Here is an 18,642-nt window from a genome sequence, read left to right on the forward strand (position 1 = left end):
GGACCGCCCGCGAGGCGCGACCGTCCGGACTGCAGGCGTCGGAGGCAGACGCAAGGCTCCAGCGCTGGCGTCAGGCGCTGGCAATGGCGGCTTCGACGGCGTCGCCGAAACGTTCGACGATCATCGCGATTTCCTCCGCGGTGCAGACGTAGGGCGGCGCAAGGATGACGTGGTCGCCATGCTTGCCGTCGATCGTCCCGCCCATCGGATAGCAGGCGAGGCCGCGCTCGAAGGCTTCCTTCTTCACCCGTTCGTTCATCGCGAGCGCCGGGTCGAATACCGCCTTGGAGGCGCGGTCCTGCACCAGCTCCACCGCCCAGAACAGGCCGCGGCCGCGGATGTCGCCGATCTTCGCGTGATTGCCGAGGCGCTCGGTCAGCCCCTGTTCCAGCAGCGCGCCCATCGCCTTCGCGTTGTCGAGCAGCTTCTCGTCCCGGATCACTTCCTGCACCGCGAGCGCCGCTGCGCAGGCGACCGGATGCGCCTGGTAGGTATGCCCGTGCTTGAAGGTGCCGGAGCCCTTGGTCAGCGCCTCGATCACGCGCCCATGGACCAGGATGCCGCCGATCGGCTGGTAGCCGCCGCCGAGGCCCTTCGCGATCACCTGGATGTCCGGCGTGATGCCCTCCTGTTCCCAGGCGTGCAGCGTGCCGGTGCGGCCCATGCCGGACATCACCTCATCAAGGATCAGCAGCGCGCCGTGCCGCTCGCACACCGCCTTCATGGCGGGGAAGTAGCCGGGCAGCGCCGTGGCGCAGCCGAGCGTCGCGCCGACGACGGTTTCGGCGCAGAAGGCGATGACGTTCTGCGGCCCGAGGCGCTGGAACTCGGCCTCGAGCTCGGCAGCAAGGCGCGCGACGTAGTCGGCCTCGGATTCATCGTCGTGGCGGTCGCGATAGGCGAAGCAGGGCGAGACGTGGCTGAACGCATCCGACAGGATCGGCGCATAGGGCGCGCGGCGCATGGCATTGCCGCCGGCGGCGAGCGCACCCAAGGTATTGCCATGATAGGATTGCCGCCGCGCGATGAACTTCGTCCGCTGCGGCTGGCCGGATTCAAGCGCCCATTGCCGGGCGATCTTGAGCGCCGCCTCCATGCCTTCGGAACCGGAGGAAACGAAGTAGGCGTGGGTCAGTCCGCCCGGCGCATGGCCCACCAGCATGTCGGCGAGGCGCTCGGCCGATTCCGCCGTGAACAGCGCCGTATGGGCGTAGCAGAGCCGGTCGATCTGGTCCTTCATCGCCTGGACGACGTGGGGATGACCATGGCCGAGGCAGGCCACCGCGGCGCCACCGGACCCGTCGATCACCTCATGCCCCGAGGCGTCGCGCAGCCAGATGCCGCGGCCGGAAGCGGCGATCGGCGGGGCTTCGCGGAGGTTGCGGTGGACGATATGGGTCATCGGCAGGCTCCCTTGCGGCGGGGCATCCTGCGCCGGGTTCAGGGCGCTGTCAGCACCCCCACCACCGCCCCCGTCATGCAGCAGGCGATGGTGCCGGAGATCAGCGAGGGCAGCCCCAGCCGGACGATATCCGGCCGCCGTTCCGGGCACATGGCGGACATGCCGCCCACCATGATCCCGACCGAGCCGAGATTGGTGAAGCCGCAGAGCGCATAGGTGAGGATGAGCCGCGACCGGTCCGACAGCCCAGCCCCGCCTGACGCTGCCAGGTCCAGATACGAGACGAATTCGTTGATGATCATCTTCACGCCGAGGGAGGAGGCGACGGTCGCCGCCTCGCTGACGGGGATGCCCATGGCCCAGGCGACCGGCCACAGCGCCCAGCCCGCGATGCGCTGCAGCGTCAGCCCGGTTAGCGGTTCCAGCGCCAGATTCACCAGCGCCACCAGCGAGACGAACACGATCAGCGACGCCATGATGCCGAGCAGCAGGTTCAGCCCATCCTGCGTCCCCTGCACCAGCGCATCCATGCTGCTGTCATAGAGCTTCTCGGGGATGCCGGTGCCGCCCTCCGTGACGGCTTCGCCCGGCGCCGGGGGCATCATCAGCAGCGCGGCGAGGATCGACGCCGGCGCGGCGATCAGGCTCGCGGTCATGAGCTGCCCGGCGGCGTCCGGCACCACCGGGGAGATGATCAGCGCGTAGACCACCAGCGTATTGCCGCTGATCGTCGCGAGGCCCGCGGTCATCACCACGAACATCTCGGACCGCGTCAGCTTGGCGAGCCAGGCACGGATCATCAGCGGCGCTTCGACCATGCCAACGAAGACGTTGGCGGCGACGGAGAAGCCCGTCGCACCGCCGATGCCGAAGAGGCGCGTCAGCACGCCGGCCATGCCACGCACGATCGCGGGCAGCACGCCCCAATGATACAGCACGGCCGAGAGCGCACCGACCACGAGCACCAGGGGCAGCGCCTGGAAGAACAGGATGAAGGAGGCACCCTGGCGGGTCTCGGCGAAGGGCAGCGGCCCGCCGCCGAGATAGCCGAAGACCAGCGACGTCCCGGCGCGCGTCGCCGTCGCCAGCGCATCGACGGCGTCGCCCAGCAGGAAGAAGGTTGCGCGAATGGGCGGGACGTTCAGCAGCAGGGCGGCGAGCGCCAGTTGCAGCAGCAGTCCCGCGACGATCACGCGCGGCTTCACCCCGCCGCGGAAGCCGCCCAGCGCCCAGGCAAGGCCCGCCAGCAGCAGCAGCCCAATGCCGGATTGGACCTGCAGCAGGCTCACGCCTCGTCGCCCTCGCCCATGAGTTCCGCGGCTTCAATGTCGAGCAACGCGGCGGCGCGAGACCCATCCATCGCGTCGATGCTCCTGAGCTTGCGTTCAACGGCCCGAGTGCGTACCTGCGCCCGATCGATGGTATTGCCCATCGTCCGAACCTGCTTGCCCAGCAGGCGCAGAAACTCGTCCATCTGGCGCATTTCGAACTTTGTCGCACCCAGTAACTCTCGAACCGCCTCGGCTTTCTCCCCGAGGGTGATAGTCATGTGGCCCATCCGAATGCTTTGCAGCATTGCCGGCAGGATGCTTGGTCCCATGACGAAGACTCGATGCTTTCGTCGAATCTCCTCAATGGCGCCAGGTATGCGGGCGATCTCGGCGTAGAGACCCTCGGTTGGGAGAAAAAGAACGGCGAACTCGACGGTCAGCGGCGGGTGGATATACTTGGCGGAAATCTTCTGGGCCTCACCGCGAACCCGAGCCTCTAGGGCACGACGTGCAGACTTCTCGCCTTCCGCATCACCAGCTTCGGTGGCAATAACTAGCCGCTCCCAATCTTCCGTCGGAAATTTCGCGTCGATGGGTAGGAAGATTTCGCGGCCTGCTTCAGCAGGCATACGAACTGCGAACTCTACGAGCTCCGCGCTGTCATCCGAGAGCTTCTTGTTCGCCTCATAGGAGCCGAGCGGAAGGATATCCTCGATTAAGGCCCGGAGCTGCGCCTCGCCCCAGCCGCCGCGCGTCTTCACGTTGGAGAACAGGCGCTTGATGTCGACGATCTGCGTCGTCACCGCCTGCACATCCGTCATCGCCTTCAGCACCTGCGCGAACTGGTCCGTGACGCGGGCGAAGCTCTCCTTCATCTGCTTCTCGACGGCGGATTGCAGCTGCTCGTCCACCGTCTTCTGGATCGCGGCCAGCCGCGCTTCGTTGCCTTCCCGCAGCTCCTTCAGCTTCGTGTCCAGCAAATCGCGGCCGCGCGTGTTCTCCGCGGACAGCGTCTGCTGCAGCTTCGCCAGACCCTCGGCGAAGGCGAGCCGAATTTCCGCGATCCCCTGCGTCACGTCGCGCCGCAGCAACGCCGTGTCGTCCTTGTGCTCCGCCAGCGCCTTGGTCACCGCCTGGCGCTGCTCGGCGATCGCCTCGCGCGTCGCCTTCGCATCCAGCGCCAGCCGATCGGTCAGCGCTGCGGCATCGGTGGCGAGGCGTTCCAGCACCGCCTTCTCCATGGCGGCGAGGGCCTCGATCTGCTTCAGCATGCCGGCATTGAGCGCCTTGGTCTGCTCGGCCGTCACATCCCGCGAGCGCGCGGATTCGGTCGTCAGCGCCTCCAGCATCGCCTTCTCGGCGGACGCCGAGGTGGTCGCCTGCTTCAGCATCCAGTCGTTCAGCAGCTTCGCCTGCTCGATCGCGAAGCCCTGGATCGTTCCGCCCAGCGCGGCCTCACTCGTGGCGAGCCCGGCCTTCACCTCTCCAGCGAGGGCGCCCAGCCGTTCGCCCTGGCGGTCGAGCATCGATTGCAGGTCGGTCAGCCGCTGCGCCAGCACCGGATCAGCCGATGGCCGCCGCAGCAGCAGCGCAAGCTGCAGCACGGCCACCAGCACCAATCCACCCAGGATCGCGATTGTCTCAGGCGCCATCCCACTTCCCCCCGACTCGACCCGGGAAGTTTCGCATCACCGCCCTGTGGGCGCGAGGCTGCTCAGGGGATGGTCGGCTCTCCTTTTGCGGGCACGAGCACCAGCCGTCCCGTCGCCACGCCGAAATGCGCGCCGTGCAGGGACAGCCGACCCTCTGCCACGGCCGATGCCACCCAGGGGAAGGTCATCAGGTTGTCGAGGGAGATGCGCACCGCCTCATGCTCCGCGACCTCCTGCCGCTGCTCCGGCACGTCGCAACGCAGCGCCACGGTTCGCGCGCGTTCCGCGATCCCGATCCAGCCCGCGACGAAATCCTGCACCTCCGGCGGCGCGCCGTGCAGCAGCGCGCTGATCCCGCCGCACAGCGCATGGCCCATCACCACGATGCGATCCACCTTCAGCACCCGCACCGCGAATTCCACCGCCGCGCTGGTGCCGTGGAACAGCTGGTCCGGCATGTAGGGCGGAACCAGGTTTGCCACGTTGCGCAGCACGAACAGCTCACCCGGCCCGGCCGAGAAGATGCTCTGCGGATCGACCCGGCTGTCGGAACAGGCGATGATCATGGTGTGCGGGCGCTGGCCCTGCGCGGCCAGTTCCTCGAAGCGCGCGCGCTGCTGTGGCCAGGTTTCGGCCCGGAAGCGGCGATAGCCGGCGATGAGTTCGTCCATCGAAAGTCTGCCCTGTTCATGGGGCGTCGGAGAGGGGCAAAGCCCCTCTTCGGTCGCCCTACACCGCCTTCGCCGCCCTCAGCCCCGCGATCTCCTCCGCGGTGAACCCGAACTCCGCCAGCACTTCATCCGTATGCTGCCCCCGCTCCGGCGTCGGGTTCCTCGCGCAATCGACACCGCTGATCTGCATCGGCGCCCGCACCACGTTCAGCGTGCCGAGCCGCGGGTGCTGCAAGGCCATCTCCAGCCCGAGGTGCTTCACCTGTTCATCGGCGAAGACCTGATCCATGGCGTAGACCGGCCCGCAGGGCACGCCTTCCTTGTTGAACTTCGCGACCCAGTTGGCGGCGGTATCGGTCAGCGTCACCTTCTCCAGCAGCGCGTTCACCTTCACGCGGTTCTGGCTGCGCAGCTTGTCGGTGGCGATGTCGGGGTCCTTCGCCTCCTCCCCGATACCCAGCACCTTCACGATCCGGTCCCACATCACCTGGCCACCACCTGCGATGTTGATGACGCCGTCCGAGGTCTTGAACAACCCGGTCGGGATCGTGGTCGGGTGGTCGTTGCCGGCCTGCTTCGGCACATCGTGCTTCATGGTCCAGCGCGTCGCCTGGAAGTCCATCATGGCGATCATGGCTTCGAGCAGCGAGACATGCACCCAGCGGCCCTTGCCGGTGACCTCGCGTTCCAGCAGCGCAACCATGATGCCGAGCGCGCAATACAGCCCCGCGGTCAGGTCGGCCACCGGGATGCCGGCTCGCACCGGCCCCTGCCCCGGCAGGCCGGTCACGGACATCAGCCCGCCCATGCCCTGCGCAATCTGGTCGAAGCCCGGGCGGCGAGCGTAGGGCCCGTCCTGGCCGAAGCCGGAGATCGAGCCGAGCACGATACGCGGGTTGATGGCGGCCAGCGCGTCATAGTCGATGCCCAGGCGCGTCTTAACGTCAGGGCGATAGTTCTCCACCACCACATCGGCCTTGGCGACCATGCGGCGGAAGGCAGCCAGGCCTTCGGGGGACTTCAGATTCAGCGTCATGCCGCGCTTGTTGCGCTGGACATGCTGGAAGTCCGGCCCATCCCGCTCGCCGCCCAGCCCCTTTCCGGTATCGACCTCGTCCGTCGCCTCGATCTTGATGACGTTGGCACCCCAGTCGGCGAGCTGACGCACGCAGGTCGGGCCGGACCGCACGCGGGTCAGGTCGAGAACGGTGAAGCGGGACAATGGCATCATGGTCTTCGGGCCCTCCAGAGGCGCCCGTGTTCGCACCGTGCGGCCGGAACGGCAAGGCACCGGCTTGACGCGGCCCGCCATCCCGCTACGCCTTGGCCTTCGCACCAACCCGGGGACGGAGCGCGCCATGAGCGACGACATTCTGCATGAGGTCCGCGAGGGCGGCATCGCCTGGACCACCTTCAATCGGCCGCAGGCGCGCAACGCCATGCTGTTCCCGATGTATCAGCGCATCCAGGAACTGGCGGACCAGATCAGCGAAGACCCGAACATCCGCGTCTGGGTGCTGACCGGCGCCGGCGGCAAGGCCTTCGCCTCGGGCACCGACATCTCCCAGTTCCGCGAGTTCAAGACCGCCGAGGACGCGCTGGGCTATGAGGCGCGGATCGACAAGGTGCTGGGCGCGCTGGAACGCTGCAACACGCCGATCATCGCGGCGATCGCCGGCGCCTGCACGGGCGGCGGGCTCGGCATCGCCGGCTGCTGCGACATCCGCATCTGCGACCAGGGTGCCCGCTTCGGCCTGCCGATCGCGAAGACCCTCGGCAACATCCTCAACATGAACAATTTCGCGCGGTTCTATGCGCTGGTCGGCCCGGCGGCGATCGCCGAGATGATCATGACGTCCCGCCTGTTCTCCTCGGCCGAGGCCAAGCATCTCGGCCTGGTGTCGGAAGTGCTGGATACGCCGGATGCGGTGGCCGCGCGTGCGATGGAACTGGCCACGACCATGTCGACGCTCGCGCCGCTGACGCTGAAGGCCACGAAGATCGCGCTCCGCCGCCTGCGCCACGCGATGGGCGAGGTGGAAGGCGACGACCTGGTGACGATGTGCTTCACCTCGGGCGATTTCCAGGAAGGCGTTGACGCTTTCCTCAACAAGCGCGCCCCCAACTTCAAGGGCAAGTAACGGCGGCACGCCGCCGCCGGGAAGGAAACGAACCACAATGACCGTCCGCATCACCCGCCGCGCCCTCAGCGCGGCGGCACTGGCGCCGCTGCTGCCGACGCCCGCATTCGCGCAGGCCTATCCGTCGCGCACCATCACCATGCTGGTCGGCTTCGCGCCGGGCGGCGGGACCGACATCATCTCCCGCTTCCTAGCCCCCGTGCTGCAGGAGGAATTCGGCCAGACCATTGCGGTCGAGAACAGGCCCGGCGCCTCCGGCACGCTCGCAGTGCTGGCGTTGTCCCGCGCGCGGCCGGATGGCTACACGATGGGGATGACGACGATCAGCGCCTCGGCCGTGGTGCCGCCGCTGATGGTGCCGCCGCCCTTCGACATCCGCCGGGACCAGACGCCGGTGGTGCATGCCGCGACGGTGCCGATGGTCTGCGTGGTGCCTGCCAATTCACCGTCCCGCACCCTGCCGGAGCTTCTGGAGCGGGCGAAGGAGAATCCTGGGGCGCTTAACTACTCCTCCTCGGGCGTCGCGACGCAACAGCATCTGGCCGCGGAGCTTCTTGCCAACGCGGCCGGCGTGCGGATGACGCATGTGCCGTTCCGCGGCACGGGCCAGGTGGTGAACGAGATCCTGGCCGGCCGTATCGACCTCGGCATCGACACCTTCCCCACCTACCTGCCGCATATCCGCGAGGGGCGCGTGCGCGCCCTGGCGGTGACGACGCCGCAGCGCGTGGAGTGGCTGCCCGAGACGCCGACGGTCGCGGAACTCGGCTTCCCGGGTTTCGACGCGGTCGTGTGGTACATGCTGATCGCTCCGCCCGCCTTGCCGCAGCCCATCGCCGAACGCTGGGCGGCCGCAGTGAACAAGGCCTACGAGAACCAGGACCTCCGCAGGCGCATCCGTGATGCGGGATTCATGATCGGCGGCGGCTCGCAGCAGGATGCGCAGCGCATGCTCACCACCGATGCGGATCGCTACGCCGAGGTGGTGCGGAACGCGAACATCCGGCTGGATTGATTATCTTCGTGGACCGAGAGGGGCCTTGCCCCTCTCGGGCTCTCCCCACCAAAGGCCGAAGGGCCTTTGGAAACCGTCATCTGGCGCCGGGCATACGGCCTGGATTAGCGCCGAAACCCGCCGCTGCGCACAAAGCGCGCTGAGAAGGTCGGGGACGCCATTGCGCCCGGCGCCAAGTGACGGCTTTCCAAATGATACAATCATTTGGCGGGGTGGTTTGGAGGGGCGGCGCCCCTCCAACTTCCGCCCGTATCGCTGGGTCGCTACCCCTCGGCGTCGGACGCCGCTTCTCCCGCCGTGGCCGAGACCGGCAGCAGCGCCCCGGCGCCCAGCACGAGCGTCGGCACGTTCTTCCCCGGCTGTGCCGCGAGCGCCTGCAGCACACGCAGCGCATGCAGTTCCGGATTGCCTTTCATCAGCCGCGCCGCATTGGCCAGGGATCGCAGCGCGGCGTGTTCTCCGCGCGCGCGCTCCAGCGCTGCCATGCCCTCGCGCTTTGCCCGCTCCACATCGGTGACCATGCGCCGCACCTCGGCCGGCAGGATCAGGTCACGCAGCGCGACCTTATCGACCGCCAGGCCGATCGCCGCGGCCGCCGCGGCGATGGGTTCGGCAAACGCCCCCTCCAGCGCGCCGCGATCCGCCAGCAATGCATCGAGGCCGCGCGCCTGCACCGGTGCGCGCAGCGCGAGCTGGATCGCGGTGTGCAGCAGCGGCGTCCAATGCCCGCCCGTCTCCTCCTGCATGCGCCGCGCATCGGCGATGCGATACTCCACGACGACGCTGAGCTTCACTTGGAAGCCGTCGGCCGTCAGCACTTCCTGCGCCGGCACCACGGCAAGCTGGCGCGTGGTGGCGACGCGCCGGACCTCCCGCGCGGCAAAGCCGGCCCAATGCCGGCCTGGCGGCAGTTCCCGCACGAAGCGCCCATTGCGATAGAGCAGACCGACTTCCCACGGCCAGATCGTCTCGCGGAGGCGGAGGTACCACTTGTTCATGATCGCCACCGCGACGGTCGCGATGAGGAACATGAACGCCACGGTCAGTATCTGTGTCGTCGTCAGCGTCTCAGTCATACCGGCACCGATAGCACCGCGCCCCCGGCGCCGCGACCCGTCCGCGGGGGCCCGAAGCCCGCAGAGCGGCCGGGGCGCTGCCCGAAGGCCGGCGCCGGGGGGTTGGCCAGGTCGGAATCGAACCGACGCGTTCAAGCGCCAAGGACGGAGCCCTACACCGCTGGCCGGTCCCGAACCGGGACCGCGCGGACGAGACACCCGCCAGCGCGGATTTGGCCGCGAGGACACGCGCGTCGTCAAGCAGACGGTCTTCTGGCATGGCGCGTGCCTGCTACGGTGGCCCCATAACACCGGGAATCCCCAACATGCTCGACCGCCGCGCCCTGCTTGCCGCAACCCTTCTCGCCGCCCCAGCCGTCGCCCGCGCGCAGGGCGCTTATCCGGCCCGCCCCATCCGCGTCGTCGTGCCCTTCGCGGCCGGCGGCATCATCGACGTCGTCGCGCGCATCGTGTCCGAGCCGCTGTCCCGCCGTCTCGGCCAGACCCTTGTCATCGAGAACACGCCTGGTGCCGGCAGCACCATCGGCGTGCGCAATGTCATGCGCGCGGCGCCGGACGGCTACACGCTGCTGCTGAACGGCGCGGCACACAGCGTGATCCCCGCGCTGTATCCCGACGCCGGCATCGACCCGGTTGCGGATTTCGCGCCGATCGCGCTGCTCGGCGAACAGCCCTTCATCGTCGCGGTGCATCCTTCCGTGCCGGCGACCGACGTGCCGTCGCTGCTCGCCTGGCTCCGGTCGAAGCGCGGTGAGGCGACCTTCGCCACCACGGGCATCGGCGCTGCCTCCCACCTGGCGGGGGAACTGCTGAAGCAGCTCGCGGGCGTCGACTTCACGGTCGTCCAGTATCGCGGGACGCCGGCGGCGGTGACCGATTTCGTCGCCGGTCGTGTTGAGTTCATGATCGACAGCCAGACGCTGCTCGAACCGTTGATCCAGGATGGCCGCGCGCGCGGCCTGGCGGTGACGACGGCCCGCCGCTCGGCGATGGTGCCCAACCTGCCGACGCTGCAGGAAGCCGGCATTGCCGGATATGAATCCTCCTCCTGGCAGGCGCTTTACGCTCCGGCCGGGACGCCTCCGGCCATTGTACGGACGCTGTCGGAGGCTGCGCTTGCCGTGCTCGCCGACCCCACGGTGCGGCAGCGCTATGCCGAACGCGGCGTCGAGCCCCGGACTGGGGACGCCGAGGCGCTGCGCAGCTTCCTGAAGGCCGAGATGGACCGCTGGCTGCCGATCCTGCGGGCGACCGGCGCCCGTGCCGGGTGACAGCCTTGGCAATTGCAATCGGGGGGCGGAGCGCGCATATGCGCTTCGTCACCTCGTCCGGTCCGCCCGTGCGGACCTGCTCTCCGTGCCTAACCTATGGTTGAGCCGCAGCGATGGCTGGCCCGTCGCGCAACAGCGCGCCGGCATTTCCACCGCGCATGTCGTGCGGCGGCAACGCTCAACCAGGAGACCTCGGCATGAGCACCGGTACCGTTAAGTGGTTCAATGCAACCAAGGGTTATGGCTTCATCCAGCCGGAAGACGGCAGCAAGGACGTGTTCGTCCACATCAGCGACGTACAGCGTTCCGGCCTGAACGGCCTGAACGAGGGCGATCGCGTGGAGTTCGAGCTGCAGCGCGGCCAGCAGGGCAAGATCTCGGCGGGCAACCTCCGCCTCGCCTGATGTTGCCGGGGGCGGCCTCTCGGCCGCCCTTCCTCTTCCTGGGACGTGGAGCACGCTCATGGCGCGCAAGCCGAACTATGGCCAGCAGCGCGCGGATGTGAACCGCGCGAAGCAGGCAAAGAAAGAAGCCAAGCAGCGCGAACGCGAGGAAGCGGCCGCGAAGCGCAAGGCCGCGGGGCAGGAGGGCCACGAGTCCGACCCGGCGGAAGCGGCAGAGGTCGACCGCGACTGATATCTGCGGTCCTTCCCCGACACACTTAACCCCTGCTCGCCATACCGCCGAGCCGCTCCCCGCCCGGAGCGGCTCGGCGGCGCGGCGCGACGAGGAAGCAGCGATGGCCAAGCCAGCCAGCAAGACCAACTTCGTCCTGTTCGACGTGATCTATGAGGACGGCAGCCGCCGCTCCAACCGCAAGGTGCCGGCCGAAATCCTCGGCGGCCTCGACGGCGATGAGCCAGCGCGGAAGGTGATCCAGGAACAGGACAACGAGATCGCCAAGGCGTCCGGAAAGCCGGCGCTGTTGATTTCACAGATCCTGCGCGTGGGTGGGAAGAAGCGATAGGGCCTGCTGAAAGGGCCTTGTTCGCGCGAAGGTTGGCGGTAGCGAGTGGATCAGGAAGGGGCTCTGCCCCTTCCCGAACCCTACCCCGGCAAAGGCCGAAGGGCCTTTGCAAACCTCCACCTGGCGCGGTGCGCGCAGGGTCGGACCATAGTCGTCGTACGGCTCTGCGCCCGGAAGGTTTTCAGAGCAAAAGAATGAGCTTCGCGCCGGGCGCCAATTGATGGCGGTCCAGGCCATCCATGGCCTGGCGGGGTGAGGTTCGGAGAGGGGCAGAGCCCCTCTCTGATCCTACCCTCGCGCAAAAGGGGGCAAAGCCCCTCCAACGTCATCCGAACCCGCTCGCCGCTACACCCCGGGCCGAAGATGCGTGATCGGCAGCCCCACCGCCTCCGCCACCAGCGTCCGGTGGCATTGCATTGGATCGGCCTCCAGGCACAGCAGGCAGACCGGCTGCTGGCGCGCCAAGTCGGAAAGGTTGGCGAGCGCCGCCTGCGCTTCGGTTCCGGCCATGTGCTTCGCAAAGATGCGCCGCATCTCCGCCGGGCGTCCGGCGCGCACCGCCGCTCGCCCCTCGGCCGGCGTGCCCAGGGCACGCAGATGCAGGTACCCGATCCCGGCGTGTTCCAGCGACGTTGACAGCGCTGTCTTCGCAAAGCCCGGCCGCCGGCTATTCGCGAGTGCCCGGACATCCACCAGCACCCGCACGCCCGACGCCTTGAGCACCGACATCAGCGCGTCCGGCGTCGTGCCTTCATAACCGACGGTGAAGACCGTCATTTCTGCGTCGAGGCGTGCGCCGCGAGGCAGGCGACGTCGAGCATCTGGTTCACGCCCGCCTGCATCGGCACGATCTGGGCCGAATGCGACAGGCCGGTCAGCAGCGGCCCGATGACGTTCGCACTGGTCAGGCGCGGGATCGACCGCGTCAGGATGTGTGCGGCGTGCAGCCCAGGCATGATCAGCACATTCGCCGGCCCGGTCAGCCGGCAGAACGGATACAGCGAGTTCCGCAGCCCCGGGTCGAGCGCCACGTCGGCCGACATCTCACCGTCGAACTCGAAATCGGCCCCCTTTTCGGTCAGCAGCTTCACCGCTTCGCGGATCGACCCCGGGATGGTTCCGCGCGGATCCCCGAAGGTCGAGAAGGACAGGAACGCCACGCGCGGTTCCAGCCCCAGTCGTCGCGCGGCGGCGGCCGAGCCGCGCGCGATGCCCGCCAGCGTCTCGGCATCCGGGCGTTCGTGCATGGCGGTGTCGGCCACCAGCACCGTGCCCGCGCGACGGGACACGATGACCGACACGCCGAAGACGACGCGGCCCGGGATCGGGTCGATCGCCATGTTGATGCCTTCGAGCGCGACCGAGTAGGAGCGCGTCGAACCCGTCACGATCGCGTCCGCATCGCCCATCGCCACCATGCAGGCGCCGAACACGTTGCGGTCCTGGTTCACCAGGCGCTGGCAGTCGCGCAGCAGGAAGCCCTCGCGCTGACGCTTGGCATAGAGGAACTCGGCATAGCGCCGGTTGGAATCCGACAGCCGGGCATTGTGGATCTCGATGCCGTCCGGCAGCGGGATCCCAAGCGCGGCGGCGACGGCGTTGATCCGTTCCTCCCGACCCACCAGGATCGGCGTGCCGTAGCCGGCGTTGCGGAACGCGATCGCGGCGCGGATCACCTTCTCCTCCTCGCCCTCGGCGAAGACGACGCGCTTCGGGTTGTTGCGCACGGATTCCGCGATCGCCTCCAGCGCGCCGACCGTCGCATCCAGCCGGTTGGCCAGGTCGCGGGCGTAGCGCTGCAGGTCGATGATCGGCTTGCGTGCCACGCCGGATTCCATCGCCGCCTTGGCGACGGCGGGGGATACGCGGGAGATCAGCCGCGGATCGAAGGCGTTCGGGATGATGTAGTCAGGCCCGAACCGCAGGGCGAGGCCGGCGCCGGCACCCGCCACTTCCTCCGGCACGTCCTCCCGCGCCAGCATCGCCAGCGCCTCGGCGGCGGCAATCTTCATTGAATCATTGATCGTGCTGGCGCGCACATCGAGCGCGCCGCGGAAGATGAACGGGAAGCCCAGGACGTTGTTCACCTGGTTCGGGTAGTCCGACCGCCCCGTCGCGATGATCGCATCCGGCCGCGCGGCACGCGCCTCGTCCGGCGTGATCTCCGGGTCGGGGTTCGCCATGGCGAAGATGATCGGCTTCGGCGCCATGGCGCGGACCATGTCCTGCGTCAGCGCGCCCTTCACCGACAGGCCGAAGAATACGTCCGCACCATCCAGCGCCTGGGACAGCGTCCGCGCCTCGGTCGCCGTGGCATGGGCCGACTTCCACTGGTTCATGCCTTCGGTGCGACCGCGATAGATCACGCCCTTGGTGTCACAGAGGATGACGTTCTCGGGCCGCATGCCCATCGCCTTGACCAGTTCGGCGCAGGCGATGGAAGCGGCACCGGCGCCGTTGATGACGAGCTTCGTCGTCTTCACGTCGCGCCCGGTCAGGTGGATCGCGTTGATCAGCCCCGCCGCCGCCACGATCGCCGTGCCGTGCTGGTCGTCATGGAAGACGGGAATGTCCATCAGCTCGCGCAGGCGCTGCTCGATGACGAAGCATTCCGGCGCCTTGATGTCCTCGAGGTTGATGCCACCGAAGGACGGCCCGAGGTAGCGCACCGAATTGACGAAGGCGTCCACGTCCTCGGTATCGACGCAGAGGTCGATCGAATCGACATCGGCGAAGCGCTTGAACAGCGCCGCCTTGCCTTCCATCACCGGCTTCGACGCCAGCGCACCGAGATTGCCGAGCCCCAGCACCGCGGTCCCGTTCGACACCACGGCGACGAAATTCCCCTTCGCCGTGTAGTCGTAGGCAAGCTTCGCATCGCGATGGATGTGCAGGCAGGGCTCCGCGACGCCGGGCGAATAGGCAAGCGAGAGATCGCGTGCGGTGATCAGCGGCTTGGTGAGCCGGATCTCCAACTTGCCGGGACGGCCCTCGGCATGCATCGCCAGCGCCTCCTCGCCCGTCACGCGGGCGGTGCGCGTGTCTTCGGCCGGCGGCAGCTTCAGGTCGTCCATGGACATATTCCCGTCACGGGGTTTCGTTGATTGCTGTGGTGGCATTGTGCAGCCCCGCGCGGCGCACGGCGACCCCCCGGCTTCGCACTCGCGGTAGAGCTTCATGTGTCACCCCCAGGCCGCGCTGAATGCCGGCAACGCCTCGGCGTGTGTGGCGTTGCGGCTGGGGGTATGCTCCGCAGCAGGCGATCGGGAGAAGGTGATGCGGCACCGCTGGTGCTGGCGCGGGCGGGCCGCATGGTTCCTGACTAGGCTGGTCGCCATGATCTGGCTGGTCCTGGTCGGCGTCATGCCGGCGATGGCGCAGCCGCACGCCGGCTGCGACGCCGCGGCGGGTGAGCCGCTCCGCGACATCCAGCTCCAATTCGCCCGCGCGCTACCCTTCGCCCGTGACATTCTCGCGCATCATCGCGTCTCTGCCACGATCGAAGGGCGCGACACTATCGCGCGGCTTGAGCTGCGGTTGCGCGACGTGCGCGACCTGGAGCTGCCGGACGGGCACCCCGCCACGACCTATCGCACCGACCTCGACGGCGCGGCGATCTTGCAGGACCGCCGGTCCCGTCATCCGGCGCTGTGGCGCGTGGACACCGCCACCGTCGCCGCCGCCAATCGCGCCTATGACGTGCGGGACGCCGGCCCGGGCACGCCGCCCCGGCTCGAACCCGGTGAATCCGACGAAGGGCTCGAGGACTACGCCCTCATCGGCCTGTACACCGACCGCTACACCGGCTTCGCCGCCATGGTGCTGGAAGCACGCGGTTCGGCGGCAAGACCGCCGCACCGGATCTATGCGGTCGCCGGTACGCATGTCTTCACGCGCACGGACCTGCGAAGCTGGGCGTCCGGCCTGACCATGGGCCGCGCGCAATACGTCTCCAACGCCGCGCTGCGGATGATCCGCGACGCCGCAGACTACGCCAGCGACGCGCGCAACGGCGGCGAGGTATTCATCACCGGCCAGAGCCAGGGCGGCCTCGCCGCGCAGGGGGTGGGGGCGCTGCTGCAGGCCTATCTCGACCAGCGCGCCGCTCCGCACCAGTTGGTCCATGTCGTCTCCTGGGGCGCGAGCGGCGCGCGGGAGACGCTGGCACGCGCCATCATCATGCAGCGCGAAGGCCGCGGCCGTGGCTTCCCCGCCGCGCACGAACGCCATTGGGCCGAAACCGATCCCGACAGCACCGCGACCGTGACCGAGGTCTGGAACGCCATCGCCGCGCAATGGGCCACCGTGCCGCCCGGCGGCGAGGACGCCTATCTGAGCGCCGTCGCGTCCCGCATGCGTGTCGTCGGCTACTTCTTCGAGATCGACCTCTTCGCGCGCGGCGGCACCTTCCTCGGCACCGCCTTCGCGTTCCCCACCGCCCTCGTGCTGCCGGACGGCTGCGAGATGACGGTCGCCGAGGTGGTCATCGGCGCCCCGCCCGGGCCCTTCATCGTGCGGCTCGAATCACACTTCCTGAAGGGCTACCAGCGCGCCGTCAGCCGCGGCGCCATCGCCGTGGCCCGCCCGGCGCGGCCGGCCCGCTGGGAATGGTTCTCCGACCTGATGCCGACGCTGGAGGACATCGGCGACATCTGGCTGGAAGTCCTGCACCTGTCCCGCGATGGAACACACCCGACGCACTGGCGGAGCTGCACGACCAGCGCGGAGTGGTTCACCCAGGCGAACCGCTATTGCCGCGCGGACTGGTGGCCCGGCTGCGGGCCGGCGGTCGAGGAGGAACGGTGGTGCCTGGTGCGACGGGGGCCGGGGCGCCCGTAGGCGCGAGGATCTTGTAGGCGCCGTTGACGGGAGGGGCGCCGCCCCTCCGCCAGGGGGTTGGACCCCCTGGACCGCAATCTGGTGGTGTCCAGCGCGGCGGGCGTTGCTGCGGCTTCAGACGCGCTTCGTGCGCACCGGCAAGGGTTGCGGCGCCAATTCCACCAGCGGCGCACCGCACCAGATTGAGGTTTCCAAAGGCCCTTCGGCCTTTGGTGGGGTGAGGTCCGGAGAGGGGCGAAGCCCCTTTCCGGCGCCCCGGCCTCACCCCCGCCGGACATTCCAGGGATACGGTGCCTGCCCTTCGAGTATCCCGGTAATGTCCCGCCGGAATGCTGTGCGGATCACAAACTGCCCCAGCGGCACGAAGGACACGTCGTCCAGCGCCAGGTGCCCGAGTTCCATCGCCAGCGCCTGCTGCCGCTCCGGGTCTGGGGCGACCAGCCAGGCTTCGGCAAGTTCCTCCGCCCGGTCGTTCTTCCACCAGCCGAACCAGCCATTCGCGCCCTGGCCGCGCACGAGGAAGGACAGCGCGGGGTTGGCCCAGGCCGTGGCGCCGCCGGTAGTGTGCAGGATGGACCAGCCGCCCTTGTCCACCGTCTCCCGGTTGCTGCGGCGCTGGACCACCGTGCCCCAGTCGCTTTCCGCGAGGTCGATGTTCATGCCGATGCGCTTAAGCCGGTCGGCGGTGACCTGGCCGAGCGGGCCGATGTCGGGAAAGTCGGTCGGGTTGATGACGACGATGCGCTCGTTGCCATACCCGGCCTCGCGCAGCGCGGCGCGGGCGCGATCCAGGCTGCCGGGCATCATCGCCTCGCCCTCGTCGCGGTTGTAGGGCGTCCCGCGCGGCCAGAGGCTGCGGTTGACTGACCATTCCGACCGGTCGTCCCCGCGGGAGGCGCGCATGTATTCCTCCTGCGCGACCGACAGCCGCACGGCGCGGCGCACGGCGACATTGTCGAACGGGGGATGGAGGCAGTTCATGCGCATCACCGCCATGCGGCCAAGCGTGTCGGTGATCTCCCGCTTCACGTCGCGGGACCGCGCCAGCAATGGCTGCAGGTCGGGATGCGGGCGTTCCCACCAATCCATCTCACCGCTCTGCAAGGCGGCAGCCGCGGTCGCGGCGTCGGGCAGGATGTGCCACTCGATACGGTTGAAATGCGCGACCTTGCCGCCGGAGGTCCAGGACGGCGCCTCGGATCGCGGCACATAGTCGCCAAACTTCTCGTACACGACGCGGCTGCCGGAATTGTATTCCGCCGCCACGAAGCGGAACGGACCGGAACCCACCATTTCCGTCACCGCGCGCCCCGGGTCGGTGGCGGCCAGGCGCTCCGGCATGATGAACAGCGTCGAGGAATCCGGCTTCGCGAAGGCGCCGAGGATCAGCGGGAAGGGGCGCTTCAGCCGGACACGGAAGTTGCGATCGTCGGCGGCGGTCCATTCATCGACGACGCGGGCGAGCAACTGGCCGAAGGGCTCCCGCGCGCACCAGCGCTTGATGGACGCGATGCAGTCGGCGGATCGCACCGGGGTGCCGTCATGGAAGCGCAGGCCTTCGCGAAGCCGGAAGGACCAGGTGAGGCCATCGGCCGAGGTATCATGCCCTTCGACCATCTGCGGCTGCGGACGGAGCTGCGCATCGACGCCATACAGCGTGTCGAACACGTAGTAGCCATGGTTGCCGGTGACGGTGGCCGTCGTGAAGACCGGGTCGAGCACCGAGAGATTGGCCTGCGGCACGAAGCGCAGCGTGGCGGCGCGGGTGTTCTGCGCGATGGCGGGTGCGGCGGCGAGGCCGGCGGCACCGGCGGCGAGGAGATGGCGGCGACGGATCATCGGACTTTACCTCCTGCGGCGTCTTGCTGCGCCGATCGATCACGCTAGATCAGTTCGGGTTCGCTTCAAACCGCGTTCGCCGCATCCGTCATGTCGAAGGTCAGCTCCACCCGCAATCCGAAAGGATCGGTGAGAAACAGCTGATGCAGCGGGAAGCCGGGCAGCGGAGCCTCGGCATAGGGCACGCCCTCGGCGGCCAGCTTCTTCCGCACCTCCGGCAAGCCGCGCACGCGAAAGGCGATATGTTCGAAGGATACGCTGGGGGAGGGGCCCGCCGGCGCCTCCACCGTGTCGCGGCAGGCGAGATGCACGATCGGCCGCCCGCCGGCATAGAGCCAAGCGCCGGGGAAATCGAAGTTCGGCCGCGGCCCTTCCTCGAGCCCCAGCAGGTCGCGGTAGAAGGCGAGCGCCGCTGGCAGGTCCTGAGGCCGCAGGCGCAGATTGGCGTGGTCGAGCCCTTCGGGTCGCATCGCTCCCTCCCCTTGTGCCGGTTTCCGG

The 18,642-nt window shown here is 68.6% G+C and carries 17 protein-coding genes; 7 read left to right on the forward strand and 10 right to left on the reverse strand.

The features are described from left to right. Positions 1-70: 70 nt before the first annotated feature. The 5 genes from GXW78_RS05275 to GXW78_RS05295 form a co-directional block, all read right to left on the reverse strand. Positions 71-1,402 (reverse strand): aspartate aminotransferase family protein, encoded by a 1,332-nt coding sequence (locus tag GXW78_RS05275; RefSeq protein ID WP_211866736.1) that lies wholly within the window; start codon positions 1,400-1,402, stop codon positions 71-73. 38 nt (positions 1,403-1,440) lie between these two features. Next, positions 1,441-2,691, reverse strand: coding sequence for a NupC/NupG family nucleoside CNT transporter (locus tag GXW78_RS05280; RefSeq protein WP_211866738.1), 1,251 nt, complete (start codon positions 2,689-2,691; stop codon positions 1,441-1,443). Beyond that, complete coding sequence (rmuC, locus tag GXW78_RS05285) at positions 2,688-4,232, reverse strand: DNA recombination protein RmuC (protein WP_338147690.1); 1,545 nt, start codon at positions 4,230-4,232, stop codon at positions 2,688-2,690. The genes GXW78_RS05280 and rmuC overlap by 4 nt, the downstream gene beginning before the upstream one ends. 155 nt (positions 4,233-4,387) lie before the next feature. Next, positions 4,388-4,996 (reverse strand): carbonic anhydrase, encoded by a 609-nt coding sequence (locus tag GXW78_RS05290; RefSeq protein ID WP_211866740.1) that lies wholly within the window; start codon positions 4,994-4,996, stop codon positions 4,388-4,390. A gap of 58 nt (positions 4,997-5,054) precedes the next feature. Next, on the reverse strand, positions 5,055-6,227 hold the full coding sequence (locus GXW78_RS05295) for a CaiB/BaiF CoA transferase family protein (RefSeq protein WP_211866742.1): 1,173 nt from the start codon (positions 6,225-6,227) through the stop codon (positions 5,055-5,057). 127 nt (positions 6,228-6,354) lie between these two features. Here GXW78_RS05295 and GXW78_RS05300 point away from each other — a divergent pair, with 127 nt between their 5' ends. Both GXW78_RS05300 and GXW78_RS05305 read left to right on the forward strand, forming a co-directional pair. Next, positions 6,355-7,137 (forward strand): enoyl-CoA hydratase/isomerase family protein, encoded by a 783-nt coding sequence (locus tag GXW78_RS05300; RefSeq protein WP_211866744.1) that lies wholly within the window; start codon positions 6,355-6,357, stop codon positions 7,135-7,137. A gap of 37 nt (positions 7,138-7,174) precedes the next feature. Next, entirely contained in the window at positions 7,175-8,152 is a 978-nt protein-coding gene (locus GXW78_RS05305; RefSeq protein WP_211866746.1) for a Bug family tripartite tricarboxylate transporter substrate binding protein, read from the forward strand. A gap of 263 nt (positions 8,153-8,415) precedes the next feature. Here GXW78_RS05305 and GXW78_RS05310 read toward each other — a convergent pair whose 3' ends face one another. Then, positions 8,416-9,228 carry a slipin family protein gene (locus GXW78_RS05310; RefSeq protein WP_211866748.1) on the reverse strand — a complete coding sequence of 271 codons (813 nt, stop codon included), beginning with the start codon at positions 9,226-9,228 and terminating at the stop codon, positions 8,416-8,418. 305 nt (positions 9,229-9,533) lie between these two features. Between GXW78_RS05310 and GXW78_RS05315 the strand changes: the two genes are divergently transcribed. The 4 genes from GXW78_RS05315 to GXW78_RS05330 all read left to right on the forward strand — a co-directional run bounded on the left by GXW78_RS05315 (position 9,534) and on the right by GXW78_RS05330 (position 11,466). After that, positions 9,534-10,499 (forward strand): Bug family tripartite tricarboxylate transporter substrate binding protein, encoded by a 966-nt coding sequence (locus GXW78_RS05315; RefSeq protein ID WP_211866750.1) that lies wholly within the window; start codon positions 9,534-9,536, stop codon positions 10,497-10,499. A 197-nt stretch (positions 10,500-10,696) separates the two neighbouring features. Continuing rightward, positions 10,697-10,903, forward strand: coding sequence for a cold-shock protein (locus GXW78_RS05320; RefSeq protein WP_211866752.1), 207 nt, complete (start codon positions 10,697-10,699; stop codon positions 10,901-10,903). A 58-nt stretch (positions 10,904-10,961) separates the two neighbouring features. After that, positions 10,962-11,135, forward strand: coding sequence for a hypothetical protein (locus GXW78_RS05325; protein ID WP_211866753.1), 174 nt, complete (start codon positions 10,962-10,964; stop codon positions 11,133-11,135). Positions 11,136-11,238: 103 nt separating this feature from the next. Then, entirely contained in the window at positions 11,239-11,466 is a 228-nt protein-coding gene (locus GXW78_RS05330) for a hypothetical protein (protein WP_211866754.1), read from the forward strand. 345 nt (positions 11,467-11,811) lie between these two features. Here GXW78_RS05330 and GXW78_RS05335 read toward each other — a convergent pair whose 3' ends face one another. Both GXW78_RS05335 and GXW78_RS05340 read right to left on the reverse strand, forming a co-directional pair. After that, entirely contained in the window at positions 11,812-12,243 is a 432-nt protein-coding gene (locus GXW78_RS05335) for a DUF488 domain-containing protein (RefSeq protein ID WP_211866755.1), read from the reverse strand. Continuing rightward, a complete protein-coding gene (locus GXW78_RS05340; protein ID WP_211866756.1) occupies positions 12,240-14,540 on the reverse strand; it encodes an NADP-dependent malic enzyme in 2,301 nt (766 codons plus the stop codon). Before GXW78_RS05340 ends, GXW78_RS05335 begins: the two co-directional genes overlap by 4 nt. A 262-nt stretch (positions 14,541-14,802) precedes the next feature. On the opposite strand from GXW78_RS05340, the gene GXW78_RS05345 reads away from it, so the two are divergent. Continuing rightward, entirely contained in the window at positions 14,803-16,305 is a 1,503-nt protein-coding gene (locus GXW78_RS05345) for a hypothetical protein (protein WP_211866757.1), read from the forward strand. Between the two features lie 261 nt (positions 16,306-16,566). Here GXW78_RS05345 and GXW78_RS05350 read toward each other — a convergent pair whose 3' ends face one another. Next, positions 16,567-18,144, reverse strand: a complete 1,578-nt coding sequence (locus tag GXW78_RS05350) for an ABC transporter substrate-binding protein (protein WP_211866758.1) — start codon at positions 18,142-18,144, stop codon at positions 16,567-16,569. Between the two features lie 65 nt (positions 18,145-18,209). Beyond that, positions 18,210-18,614: a VOC family protein gene (locus tag GXW78_RS05355; protein ID WP_211866759.1), complete on the reverse strand. Its 405-nt coding sequence runs from the start codon at positions 18,612-18,614 to the stop codon at positions 18,210-18,212. Positions 18,615-18,642: the final 28 nt, after the last annotated feature.

Source organism: Neoroseomonas terrae, from assembly GCF_018129025.1.
Classification (GTDB): domain Bacteria; phylum Pseudomonadota; class Alphaproteobacteria; order Acetobacterales; family Acetobacteraceae; genus Neoroseomonas; species Neoroseomonas terrae.